This is a genomic window from Cysteiniphilum marinum (assembly GCF_014857925.1).
GTDB classification, from domain to species: domain Bacteria; phylum Pseudomonadota; class Gammaproteobacteria; order Francisellales; family Francisellaceae; genus Caedibacter; species Caedibacter marinus.
The window spans coordinates 27,594-40,988 of sequence record NZ_JACYVZ010000005.1 but is presented as its reverse complement, the minus strand read 5'-3'; the positions used below and the strand labels follow the sequence as shown (position 1 = coordinate 40,988).

General features: G+C 38.9%; 12 protein-coding genes. 4 read left to right on the top strand and 8 right to left on the bottom strand.

Features of this window, described 5'->3' with window-relative positions; genetic code table 11:
- Positions 1–501 precede the first annotated feature (501 nt).
- The 4 genes from IE867_RS04305 to clpA all read left to right on the top strand — a co-directional run bounded on the left by IE867_RS04305 (position 502) and on the right by clpA (position 5,155).
- Positions 502–1,140 carry an alpha/beta hydrolase gene (locus IE867_RS04305; RefSeq protein ID WP_192483546.1) on the top strand — a complete coding sequence of 213 codons (639 nt, stop codon included), beginning with the start codon at positions 502–504 and terminating at the stop codon, positions 1,138–1,140.
- Complete coding sequence (gene hemF, locus IE867_RS04300; RefSeq protein WP_225629957.1) at positions 1,137–2,057, top strand: oxygen-dependent coproporphyrinogen oxidase; 921 nt, start codon at positions 1,137–1,139, stop codon at positions 2,055–2,057. Before IE867_RS04305 ends, hemF begins: the two co-directional genes overlap by 4 nt.
- Before the next feature lie 414 nt (positions 2,058–2,471).
- Complete coding sequence (locus IE867_RS04295; protein WP_192483545.1) at positions 2,472–2,795, top strand: ATP-dependent Clp protease adaptor ClpS; 324 nt, start codon at positions 2,472–2,474, stop codon at positions 2,793–2,795.
- A gap of 125 nt (positions 2,796–2,920) precedes the next feature.
- A complete protein-coding gene (gene clpA / locus IE867_RS04290) occupies positions 2,921–5,155 on the top strand; it encodes an ATP-dependent Clp protease ATP-binding subunit ClpA (protein ID WP_192483544.1) in 2,235 nt (744 codons plus the stop codon).
- A 59-nt stretch (positions 5,156–5,214) separates the two neighbouring features.
- Here clpA and cyoE read toward each other — a convergent pair whose 3' ends face one another.
- From cyoE to IE867_RS04250, 8 genes are all read right to left on the bottom strand, one after another.
- Positions 5,215–6,099 (bottom strand): heme o synthase, encoded by an 885-nt coding sequence (cyoE, locus tag IE867_RS04285; RefSeq protein WP_192483543.1) that lies wholly within the window; start codon positions 6,097–6,099, stop codon positions 5,215–5,217.
- Entirely contained in the window at positions 6,057–6,395 is a 339-nt protein-coding gene (gene cyoD, locus IE867_RS04280) for a cytochrome o ubiquinol oxidase subunit IV (RefSeq protein ID WP_192483542.1), read from the bottom strand. Before cyoD ends, cyoE begins: the two co-directional genes overlap by 43 nt.
- Before the next feature lies 1 nt (position 6,396).
- Positions 6,397–7,002 (bottom strand): cytochrome o ubiquinol oxidase subunit III, encoded by a 606-nt coding sequence (gene cyoC / locus IE867_RS04275; RefSeq protein WP_192483541.1) that lies wholly within the window; start codon positions 7,000–7,002, stop codon positions 6,397–6,399.
- Positions 6,999–9,029, bottom strand: coding sequence for a cytochrome o ubiquinol oxidase subunit I (gene cyoB / locus IE867_RS04270; protein ID WP_192483540.1), 2,031 nt, complete (start codon positions 9,027–9,029; stop codon positions 6,999–7,001). The genes cyoC and cyoB overlap by 4 nt, the downstream gene beginning before the upstream one ends.
- 23 nt (positions 9,030–9,052) lie before the next feature.
- Positions 9,053–9,919: a ubiquinol oxidase subunit II gene (gene cyoA, locus IE867_RS04265; protein WP_192483641.1), complete on the bottom strand. Its 867-nt coding sequence runs from the start codon at positions 9,917–9,919 to the stop codon at positions 9,053–9,055.
- Between the two features lie 298 nt (positions 9,920–10,217).
- A complete protein-coding gene (locus IE867_RS04260; RefSeq protein ID WP_192483539.1) occupies positions 10,218–11,117 on the bottom strand; it encodes a LysR family transcriptional regulator in 900 nt (299 codons plus the stop codon).
- Positions 11,118–11,237: 120 nt separating this feature from the next.
- Positions 11,238–12,155, bottom strand: coding sequence for a LysR family transcriptional regulator (locus IE867_RS04255; RefSeq protein ID WP_192483538.1), 918 nt, complete (start codon positions 12,153–12,155; stop codon positions 11,238–11,240).
- Positions 12,156–12,254: 99 nt separating this feature from the next.
- The gene (locus IE867_RS04250; RefSeq protein WP_192483537.1) at positions 12,255–13,388 is read right to left on the bottom strand and encodes a fimbrial protein; all 1,134 of its coding nucleotides are present in this window, start codon (positions 13,386–13,388) and stop codon (positions 12,255–12,257) included.
- Between the last annotated feature and the right edge of the window lie 7 nt (positions 13,389–13,395).

Sequence of the window (13,395 nt, the reverse complement as noted above, 5' to 3'; positions counted from 1 at the left end):
CTTTAAGTACCTAAAACAATAGTTCCTTGGTAATAATGGATATTCGGGTCAAGCCTAAATATTACCACTTGCGGTCATTCTCGGACTTGATCTGTGAATCTAAAAAACACCTGATAATAGTTGCATAGGGACTTATCATAGCAAAAGCGTTAAAAATAAGTTGAGACATCTATTACCTCTCCCCTTGTGGGAGAGGTCGTGCAGCCTAAGCTGCACGGGTGAGGGGGTAATCAAGGGTCCACTTATTTTGATTAGTTGCTCTAATAGCCTTAGCACTTTGATATACCCATCGTAAATCATTTTGCGGTGTTTAATTGCAAGGCAATTCGTGGAGGTTTTGACAAGTTGGATTGCAGGTAATAGCAAGACTATTACCAAAATTCAACTTGGTAAAAGCACGGGAAGTGTGAAGCAAGAAATTCTGTAAAATGGTTTGTGATGGGTATACATGCTTTGTTAAAATCAAGCGTAATATAATTATTTTTAAATATCATACTCAATATGCAACAATTCTTTATTCAAGGTGAGTCTGGTGTTATTGAAACAGTCGTTGACACACCTAAAGAGAACTTACATCCCACAATAACTGCAGTTATTTGCCACCCACACCCTTTATTTCAAGGCACCATGAACAACAAAGTCATCACCACTATTGCCAAAGCATTTAATAACCTTGGCATTGAGGCTGTGCGCTTTAATTATCGTGGTGTTGGGCAAAGTCAAGGTGAGTATGCTGATGGTATCGGTGAGCTTAAAGACACATTATCTGTAATTAATAATGTCCTTGAGAGAAAACCCAATCAGCAAATCATCCTTGCTGGCTTTTCTTTTGGCGGCTCTGTTGCTTATAAAGCAGCAGCACATTGTGAGAATAGCATTAACTCTTTATTAACCATCGCACCTGCGGTTGTTAACTTCCCACTAGAAGAGCAGCCTGAGCCTAAAATGCCGTGGTGTCTTATCCAAGGCATTGATGATGAAGTAGTAAGTTACACGGCAGTCAGTGAATTTTTTATCCAAAAAACCACAGTGGATGCGACATTTATTCGATTAAATCACGTTGGACATTTCTTTCATGGACAACTGGTTAAATTGAGAAGACATCTTGAACAACATTATCAAAGTGAGATCAAATCATGATAACAACAGACGACATTACACGCATAAAAAACTATCTATTGGCATTACAAGATGATATTTGCGCCAAGCTAGAAAAAATTGATGGCAAGTGTTTTCAGGAAGATAATTGGCAATATCAAAATGGCCAAGGCGGCGGGCGCACCCGCGTATTGGAAAATGGCAATGTCATTGAAAAAGGTGGGGTAAACTTCTCACATATTGAAGGTAGCGAACTACCTAAAGCTATTTTAGCAATGAAGCCTGAGTTGACAGGATTTTCATTTCAAGCAATGGGTGTATCATTAGTTATTCACCCACAAAATCCTTACGCGCCAACCTCACACATGAATGTGCGATTTTTTATTGCTGAAAAAGAAGGGCAAACACCTTTTTGGTGGTTTGGTGGCGGTTTTGACTTAACTCCTTTTTACGGCTTTGAAGAAGACTGTATCCACTGGCATACCATGGCATATAAGTCTTGTAAAGATTTTGGTGATGATGCCTATGCCAAATATAAAAAACAATGTGATGAGTACTTTTATTTACCACATAGACAGGAATGCCGTGGCATTGGCGGGCTATTCTTTGATTACTTAAATGATTGGGATTTTGAAAAATGCTTCTTATTTACCCAATCAGTGGGGGACCATTATATCAAAGCTTATGCACCGATTTTAGATAAGCGCAAAGATACTGTCTATGGTGAACGTGAACGAGAATTTCAGCTTTATCGTCGTGGGCGCTATGTTGAATTTAACCTTGTGATTGATCGCGGCACTCATTTTGGTTTGCAATCCTCAGGACGCACTGAATCTATTTTGATGTCTTTACCTCCTTTGGTTAAATGGGTTTATAACTATCACCCAGAAGCTGGATCTCAAGAGGAGAAACTCTATACCGATTTCCTACCGGTTCGCGATTGGTTAGCCAGTAATTAATGAATCAAGAATAAGTTGCGTTTCACCCCTCACCCGTGCAGCTTAAACTGCACGACCTCTCCCCCAAGGGGAGAGGTGCTAGCTGGAGCAACTTATTTTGGTGAATTCTCTAAATGACACAATGCAACATCTTTGAATATTTATAATTAGATATCAAAACCACCTAAAGATAAGCCTTTACACGTCATCATAAAAATTGGTTGCACATTAACCAGAGATTCACTTGCATTTTTAAAAACTTTTTGCTGTAATACTGCCAGCGGTTAAAACGCGATCAGCTCTTTTTGCGTTTTGATCCGAGAGCCCACTTGATTGCATAGCAAACAAATTATAAGAAACAATTGAGTAAAGATAAATTTAACCCATCCATCAACATGCAAATCAGGTGATTTTGTTGAACATAAGGAGTTAACCATGTTAGATCTTGATATTGAACTAACTCAACATACAAAAACCGCCTTTCAACAGCCAATGACTGAGCAAAGTGATGCGCTGATGCGCAACGTCTATGTTCTCAATGATGATTTTACACCCATGGAATTTGTTCTTGAACTAATGCAAAGCATTTTTAAACTCCATGCTCAAAAGGCTGAGAAGGTTACAATGGAAGCCCACTACAAAGGCCGAGCACTTTGTGGCAGATACGCTAAGGACTTAGCTGAAACAATGGCTTGCAAAGCAATGGAAATTGCACAAAAAGCTGGACATCCACTAATGCTTATCACGAGTAAGGCATAACGCATTTATTCGTCCTGATTAATTTTTTTCTTAAAAACAACTCGATTTAGTAGTTTCGAGTTTTTTTGTGCCTGCAATTCGTCTATTATAAAACGTAAGGATTACAAAACTATCGCAGGTGTCGTATGCTAAGTAAGGAACTAGAACAAACATTAAATCAAGCATTTCAGCATGCAAGAGACCTAAAACATGAATATTTAACTGTTGAGCACTTATTAAGTGCGTTGGTCGATAATGCTGATGCCAAGAAAGTATTAAAAGCTTGTGGAGCGAACCTTCCTGAGCTTAAAAATGTTTTAAACACATTTATCGATCAATCTACACCAAAGATTACCGAAGACGGCAAAGACACTCAGCCAACACTTGGCTTTCAGCGTGTTTTGCAACGTGCCGTTTTTCACGTGCAATCTTCTGGACGCGGTGAAGTGCAAGGATCTAATGTATTGGTTGCCATTTTCAGTGAACAAGATAGTCAAGCAGTAAGCTTTCTTAAGCAACAAAATGTTACACGCTTAGATGTTGTGAATTATCTTTCACATGGTGTTTCAAACAACAATAATACCAATCAAAGCACTCAGCAAACTATTTCCAATGCCCCAACTGAAGAGCAAAAAGAGAAAACACCACTTGAGCTATACGCCGTTAATCTTAACCAACGCGCTAAAGATGGTAAAATTGACCGCTTAATTGGTCGTGATTATGAAGTTGAACGCGTCACTCAAGTGTTATGTCGCCGTCGTAAGAACAATCCCTTGCTTGTTGGTGAGGCAGGTGTTGGTAAGACGGCTATTGCTGAAGGCTTAGCTAAAAAAATTGTTGATAAGCAAGTGCCTGATGTTTTAGCAAATGGCGTCATCTACTCTCTAGATATGGGCACATTACTTGCTGGCACTAAATATCGTGGTGATTTTGAAAAGCGCTTCAAAGAAGTTTTAAAACAGCTTCAAGAAGAAGAAGGTGCGATTTTATTTATTGATGAAATCCATACTATCGTGGGTGCCGGAGCCGCATCAGGAGGTGTTATGGATGCATCAAACTTAATTAAACCCGCCCTTGCTTCAGGTGATTTAAAATGTGTAGGATCCACCACTTACCAAGAATATCGTACAATTTTTGAAAAAGATCATGCACTAGCACGACGCTTCCAAAAAGTCGATGTCGAAGAGCCAACAATTGATCAAACATTTGAGATATTAAAGGGACTAAAACCTTACTTTGAAGATCATCATAATATCAAATATACATTACCTGCATTACAAGCTGCCGCTGAGCTATCCGCTAAGTATATTACTGAGCGCTTTTTACCTGATAAAGCCATCGATGTTATTGACGAGCTTGGCGCTTATCAACGCACAAGTGTTAATGCTAAGAAAAAGAAACTCATCAATGTCACTGATGTTGAAAACATGGTTGCACGCTTGGCACGAATCCCTGCTAAAACGGTTTCAGCTTCGGATAAAAGCTCGATGGCAAATCTTGGCAAAGATCTTAAGATGCTTGTTTATGGACAAGATAAAGCGATTGAAGCGATGGTTGATACAATCAAACTAGCCAGAGCTGGTTTAAGAGACCCTAATAAGCCTTGGGGATCATTTTTGTTTGCAGGTCCCACTGGTGTTGGTAAAACAGAAGTAACACAACAACTTGCTAACTTACTCGGAGTTGAACTTTTACGCTTTGATATGTCTGAATATATGGAAAGACATACTGTATCACGTCTGATTGGTTCTCCTCCTGGTTATGTTGGTTATGAAGAAGGCGGACTGTTAACCGAAGCCGTAACTAAACATCCTTATGCCGTTGTACTCTTAGATGAGATTGAAAAAGCACACCCTGATGTTTATAACTTATTACTACAGGTTATGGATCACGGGACATTAACGGATAATAACGGGCGCAAGGCTGACTTTAGAAATATCATTTTGATTATGACAACAAATGCTGGCGCTTTTGAGTCACAGAAAAATTCAATTGGCTTTGCCAAACAAGACAGCGCACCTGATAGCATGGATGCACTTAAGCGTGTCTTCACACCTGAGTTTAGAAATCGCTTGGATGCTGTGATTCAATTTGCTCGACTTTCTAAAGAGGATGTTACCTCTGTGGTTGATAAATTCTTGGCTCAACTTCAAGGGCAACTTGATCAACGTGGTGTCTCACTTGAGGTTGATGATAAAGCTAAAGATTGGTTAGCAGAGCATGGTTACGATGAGAAGATGGGTGCCAGACCAATGGCGCGCTTAATCCAAGAATCCATTAAAAAACCATTAGCTGAAGAAATTCTCTTTGGCAAGCTTGCTAATGGCGGTCGCGCTGAATTGACAATCAAAAACAATAAATTGGTGTTTAAATATAGCTAATTTAAAATTATCCGTAGGGGCACAAATTCATGAATTGCCCCTACCCATGAGAATTGCCCCTACACCGCCATAAATATACTAAGCAATGTAATACTAACAATAGAGAATATAAACATCTTGCGCGCCCAATGTGCTTTATCTTCAGCATTAAATCCTTTAATACTCAATGCAATCCATGCAACGCCTAAGATAAAGGCAACAGCTAAATACAATAAATGAACCTGTGCAACCACTGCTAACATTAAGGTAGCAATAACATATAACACAACAAAAATAAGTGCATTCACTTGGGTGTATAACATACTGCGCTTAAGTGGCAACACCGGAATATTTGCTGCGGCATAATCATCTTTACGATAAATGGCAATAGCAAAGAAATGCGGCATTTGCCAACAGACCAAAATAATAAACAACGTCAATGCGACAGCATCAAATCGATTGGTCACCGCTGTATAACCTATGACTGGCGGTACCGCACCAGAGATAGCGCCAACAACCGTACCAAAGATTGAGCTGCGCTTAAACCATAATGTATAAGCCACAACATAGGCAAATAAGCCAATAGCCGCAATAATGACAGTTAAAGTATTTGTTCCAAGATATAAGGCGACAAAGCCAATAATACCTAAGATAAACGCATAACTTAAAGCAAAACGCAACGATACTAATCCACAAGCTGACGGACGCTTTTGTGTGCGCTTCATCAGCTGATCAATATCGCGATCAATATAGTTATTCAAAACACAACCACAGGCAATGACAAATGCCATACCAATGAGCGCACTTAAAAAAATAATCCAAGAAAAATCACCTTGTACCGCAACAAAAAAGCCACCGCACAAGGTAACGATATTACCGAAAATAATTCCGGGTTTGATGAGTTTAATGAGTTTCATTAACGTTACATGACCATCATCATGCTGTAAAGATTGAACATAATCCATAACGTACCGATAACCAGAATTAATACAACAATCACTGCAAATATGAAGCTGATCATATTCCAGCGTGCTTTTGAGTCTGTACTTAAGTGCAAGAAGAATACTAACTGCACATACAACTGGATAAGCGCCAAAATTGCGACAGAGATATACAGCCCAACTGGAGAAAAGACTTTAAATCCAACTAAGCTAAAAGCAATAACGGTGATAATGATCGATAATACAAAACCAGTGATATAAGTTTTGTATGTGCCATATGCCGCACCCGTTTCATGATCGTATAAATGTTCGCCTGCCATATTAGATTGCTCCCATTAAGTAGACAACTGAGAATACGAAAATCCACACGATATCCAAAAAGTGCCAGAACAAACCTAAGTAGGTTAGCTTTGTTTTGCTCATTGGCGTGATACCATGCTTACGGATTTGGAAAATCATACTCACAATCCAGATTAAACCAATGCTTACGTGCAATCCATGCGTTCCCACCAAGGTAAAGAACGAGGATAAAAATGCACTTTGCGCCCAAGTATGACCTTCCATATATAGGTGATGGAATTCATAGACTTCCATGATGATGAAACCTAACCCTAAGATAAAGGTCACCCATAACCAACCTGTAATAAGCTTAATATTACCTGAATTGCGCGACAACATTGCCAAACCAAAGGTAAAGCTACTCATTAAAAGTAACATGGTTTCAATAAATACAAATGGCAAGCTAAACAATTCTTTAGCACTCGGACCGCCAAATGTATGGGTATGGAATACCGCATATACTGCGAACAATGTCGCAAATAATACGCAGTCACTCATAATATAAATCCAAAAACCAAATACGCTTTTGGAACCATCGTAATGGTGGTGATGTTCACCGTGATGGCTTTCTACTGCTGTAGTACTCATGCGCCCACCTTCTTCATTTTTTCAATTTCAGCTTCAGTTTCTTCAACTTCTTTGGCTTTCACATAATAATCAATGTCGTAATTGAATGAACGTGAAATCACGGAAGCAAGAATACCCAGCAAACCAACACCTGCTAACCACCAGATATGCCAAACAGCGGCAAATCCAAAGGCTAAAGCAAATGCGCCAATCACAAAAGCAACGCCTGTGTTTCTTGGCATATGAATATCTTCATATGGGCGCTTCTCAGCAAGTGGGCGATTTTCAATATTTAGCCCTTTTTTCTTGTGCTCCCAAAAGCCATCCAATGAATCAACTACAGGATCATGCGCAAAGTTATAAAAAGGTGCAGGAGACGCTGTTGCCCACTCTAGTGTATGTCCATCCCAAGGATCGCCTGTTAAATCACGGTTTTTATGACGATCTTTGATACTTACAATAATTTGAATGATTTGCAACAATACACCAATAGCAATCAACATTGAACCAACCCAAGCCACAATTAACCATGGTTGGAAGCCAGTTGACGCATCATAATGATATAAGCGGCGAGTCATGCCAATAGCACCTAAATAATAAAGCGGCATAAAGGCAACAAAGAAGCCGACAATCCAGAACCAAAATGACCATTTACCTAAGCGCTCGTTAAGCTTAAAGCCAAACATCTTAGGAAACCAATAGATCAGTCCGGCAAAGTAACCAAATACCACACCACCAATGATCACATTATGGAAATGTGCGATCAAAAACACACTGTTATGCATCTGGAAATCAACGCCTGGCACAGACAATAACACACCGGTCATACCACCGATAGTAAATGTGACCAAAAAGCCCATTAACCAGTACATTGGCGTAGTAAAGGTGATACGTCCACGGAACATAGTAAACAGCCAGTTAAAGATTTTAACCCCTGTTGGAATTGCAATAATCATCGTCATAATACCGAAGAAGGCATTCACGTTGGCGCCTGCACCCATTGTAAAGAAGTGATGCAGCCATACCGAGAATGCAAGAATCGTAATAACAATACTAGCCCAAACCATTGTTGCATAACCAAATAGCTTCTTTTTAGAGAACACAGAAACAACTTCTGAAAAAATACCAAAGGCTGGCAGAATCAAGATATAAACTTCAGGGTGCCCCCAAATCCAGATCAAATTAACATACATCATTTGATCACCGCCACCACTGACAGTAAAGAAATTTGTACCTATATAACGATCTAAAGTTAACAATGCTAATGTCACTGTTAAAACTGGAAATGCAGCAATAACCAAAACAACAGAACAAAGTGACGTCCACGTAAATACCGGCATCTTCATTAATGTCATGCCTTTACAACGCATTTTAATGATGGTGACAAAGAAGTTAATACCCGTCATCAAGGAGCCTATACCGGATATCTGCAGTGCCCATATCCAGTAATCAACCCCGACCCCGGGGCTAAAAGCGGTCTCCGAATACGGTGGATAAGCCAACCAACCTGTATGCGCAAAATCACCGATTAATAGCGACATATTAACCAAAACCACACCAACTACAAAAAGCCAGAAGCTTAATGAATTAAGGTATGGAAAGGCAACATCGCGCGCGCCAATTTGCAATGGAATCGCAATATTCATCAAACCAAACATCAACGGCATTGCCACAAAGAAAATCATGATCACACCGTGAGCGGTAAAGATCTGATCAAAATGCTGCGGAATCAAATAACCAGTACTGTCGCCTGATGCTAGGGCTTGCTGTGTACGCATCATTGCCGCATCGACAAAACCACGAAACAGCATAACCAGTGCGACAATAATATACATAATACCGATTTTTTTATGGTCTACTGTCGTGAACCATTCACGCCATAAATAGCCCCATTTTTTGAAGTAGGTCAAACCACCTACCAATAACAACCCACCAACAACAATAAAGATAAACATCCCAAGAATGATCAACTGTTGGCTTACGGGTTCCCACAAATACGGGAAAGCTGTGTGCGGATCACTCAACCTTCCAATCAATGCTTCTAACATATTCGTTCCCTATTTATTCACACTTAATGGCTCATTTCTGACATATGATGCATATGTCCCATCATGCCAGGTTTGTAGTTTGGCATCATGTAGTACATAACAATGTCATTAAATAAATTTTTATCAACTTGACCATAATATGTCACTGGGTTATCAATTGATTGTTTTGCCAAATGATCCCAGAAAAAGTCCCAAGTTAGGGCTTTCTTCGATGTTTTAGCCTCACTTACCCATTTATTAAAGTCAGCCTCAGACGTGGCATCTGCGTAGAACTGCATATGTGCAAAACCTTCGCCTGTGTAGTTAGCTGAAAAGCCACGATACTCACCTGGGTTACTTGCCAATAAATGAAGCTTAGTGATCATACCAGTCATTGCATAAATTTGCCCACCTAGTTGCGGAATAAAGAACGAGTTCATAGGTGCTGCTGATGTGATTCTAAAGTTAATCGGATGACCAACAGGGATAACAATCTTATTCACTGTTGCAATATCATATTGCGGATAAATAAACATCCATTTCCAGTCTAATGCGACCACCTCAATCTCAACAGGCGGCTTATCAGACTCTAATGGTTTGTATGGGTTAAGTGAATGTGTTGTCACCCAAGTTACAATCCCTAAAATCAAGATAATCACACATGGAATCGCCCACCAGACGATCTCAAGTGCTGTGCTGTGTGACCACTCAGGGCGATATTTTGAATTAGTTGCAGAGTCGCGATAGCGCCATGCAAACCAAAACGTCAAGAAAATCACCGGGATCACCACGATTAACATTAATAAAACAGCAAATATCAATAGTCTAAGCTCGTGATGTGCAATAGGTCCCTGCGGATCTAAAACACCTGAGGAGCACCCCCCAAGTAACATTGCTGGCAGTAACACCATCAATGCAACAAATGGCTTAGCTAAAGGCTTTTTGCGCTTTGATTTCCTGCCTCCAACATCTGAGAAAGTCAATGGCTTAGCCATCCTTTTCAGTGCGGACACAAAAAAGTACAAGTACTTGATCATATCGATTTCCTTAGTTCCTTTATATCTAGCTAAGTTATTGGAAAATAACTTAGCGCATAGTATAACTATTTTTTTCCTAATTAAAACTGGGATGATTGGGTTTATGGTGAAAAGGTGCTTATCGCATCAGGCATCTGGGCAATTATCAATCAAAAATAGTGGGTATACTCTATTACTCTCCTTGCAACGCCTGCGTAATTAAATCTAGCATTCTTTGCACTTTAGGTTGTGTGTAATTATGTTTTTGATAATACACATATAATAATCTAGGCATTTTGATCTCTGGCAAGATATGGATAAGCTCGCCAGATTGCAGCTCTCTTTTTACAACATAGTCATGCACTTGACTAATTCCCATCCCCACTAAAACAGCTTGCTTAATGGCTAGTATCGAATCCATCTGCAATGATTGATTAATATACTCTGGATATTCAGACCGTATTGGCATTGAACGTTTATTTATATGACCAATAAAGGCAAATCGCTTTAAGTCCTCGACAACTTGTGGCATACCTCCTTGTCTGGCGATATATTCGGGTGTGGCACACAAGACATGATCAGAATCAAATGCTTTTTTCAAGACGATTTCATCTGGCGCCTCCAAGTTGCGTCCAATAACGATATCAATCTCGTTGGCATACATATCAACATTATCCTCTTGATAAAGCACCTCTAATACCACTTTTGGAAAGAGCTGTTGATACTTGGCAATAATCGGTACAACTAAGCTTTTCATTAATGATGGGTTGACCGATAATTTAAGCTTACCTGTTGGTTCATTATGCATCGCCTTAATAACCGATTGGGTGCGCTGCATTGCTGCTTTGAGATTAAGGCAATGTTGGTAAAACACACTACCCTCAGGCGTTAATTCCAAGTATCGCGCATTACGCAAAAACAAAGGCAACTCAAAGGTAGTCTCCAACTGCTTAATGGATTTACTGATGGCTGATTTAGTCAAATGCAACTCTTCAGCTGCCAGACTAAAAGATTTCGTTTCAACGGCTTGCATAAACGCCTCTAAATTAGAAAGATCTTTATATATACTTCTTTTTTTAATTTCAATGCTCACCTGCTTTCTCCCTCTGACAATCAAAACTATTTGAATTTAACGCTCTCAGCTGATCATTATACCGCCAACAAACAACCAGATAATTGGAATTTTAAGAAACGCTTGTTTCAATACACGCACTTATGCATCTGTTTTCTGTAACACGTCTAAAAAACGACTTACTTTGATCGGAGCCACGCCATTATATATCGCATAATATGCATATAACTGATGATGCGTATTTAACTGTGGCATAATTGGTACGACAAGTCCTTGTTCTAATTCGTTTTCAATAATCGACTGTGGTAGCTCCGATATGCCAAGCCCCGCAATAACACAATCCTTAATAGCATTGGTTGAATTGATCTCAAGCTGAGAGCGAAAACCTATGTTTTCTTTTTTAAGCTTCTCAGGGATTGACTTAATGAGTGTGTTTTGCTGCTTATGAATAATAAAATAATGATCGGCTAAATCCATTAAACTTTGCGGCATCCCATGGCTTTTAATATAACCAGGTGAAGCACACAGCATACTGACTGTGCTTAGCACTTCTTCTCTTTGAATGTAATCCGGTAGATTATCTTGATATGGCGCAATATAAATATCAATGCCACCATGAATATCACCCGTAAACTTATTACCTCCCATAATCAAATCAACATGCATTTTCGAGCATGTTTCTTGAAATATAGTGATCGTATCTAGAAAGTGCTGACATAATAGACTTCTAACAACATTGATCGTCAGCACACCCTCTGGCTCTGTTTGCATATCTTCAATATGCGCAGATATATTTAAAATTTCACGTTCAACTTTTATACATTCACGATAAAAATTCTCGCCCTCTGGGGTGAGTTTGAAGTTTTTATGACTGCGCGAAAACAGTGGTAATTCAATCGCATCTTCCAATAATCTAATCGCTTTACTAACCGTTGATTTTGAAACATCAAGCACTTCAGCAACCTTGGTTAATGACTTAAGTTCCACCGCGCGCATAAAAAGATTGATATTGTTTAGCTGATGATAGCTTAACCTTTTATTAATCATCTTATCTAACATTGACATCCTGACATCTTATTCCTATTAACAATCTATGATTGTATATCATAGTCTTAATTGACTTTGATGTCAGGGGTTATGTACAACACCAAGTAAAATCTATTGCAACATTACTTTCAAATTAACTACACCCGTTATATTACTGCCTATATAAGACTTATAATCGCTAATGCATGATGCTCCACAACTATTATTTTTTTGCATTACTGCTGTCATAGCGTAGTTAAGGCTCATCACTCTAGAGGTAACCTCTTTTTCACCATACAATGTACAGCTTGGACTACCATCACATAATGTATTTATTGAAGTTCCATTTAGCTTCAACTTAATTGCAACACCAGTCTTCTTACCTGAAATATATGTACTAATCGTGGCGTCATTATTTAAAGTTGGATTGGCAGCCTTATCAACAACGATACCAACAGAATCATTATAATGAGTGTAATTATCATCTGTACAGGATATGCCGATAGAAAAATCCTTCGATAAAAAAGAGGATCCTGCCGTAATACTATCTAATTTACTCACATCTAACTGTCCAAAATCCACTGTTGGCTGACTGGTTATAAAATTACAACTTCTATGTATATCGGGCATAGTTAGCTCAAAGTAAGTGGGAGAAAGCATAATTGGAGTTTGTTGTATATCAGAATTGTAATCAAAAGCTCCCCCTAGTGAAAATGTTAGCGAGGTTTGTTTAAATTTATCTGATGAGATGGTCGCCTTATAAGGATTATATTCAATCTCTATCTTAACGGGGAAATTAATAACACATGCTGTTCCAGCTACTGTTCCTGTGAGAAAACTACTTACATATCCCACAGACCAAGAAGATTTTACAGCAAGAGAAGGATTATTAGTAAAGTCCATATTACCCCAGGTAACAGACGACCCATCAGTAACACAGGGATGATTGAATGTTGGCATACCGTTTATATATACAATTTTCAGATAATAATGCATACCTAAATCATATTCATAGCTAGAGGAGAATTTTATTGGACTACCTAGATTGGAAGTATTTGGCTTATTCCAAAATAATGCATTTGTATAGTTACTGACTTTCGTAAATGAAAGTCCAGTATTACCAGATATCACATTAATTCCGGTTGAAATGTATAGATTAATACCTTGATTAAAGATCGTCAATGACTCTCCAGGCTTAAGTTGTAATAATTGCGTCTTAAAGTTATTAAGATCTACATTTTCTTTAGTTACTGGTTCATCCGCCATAGAAATA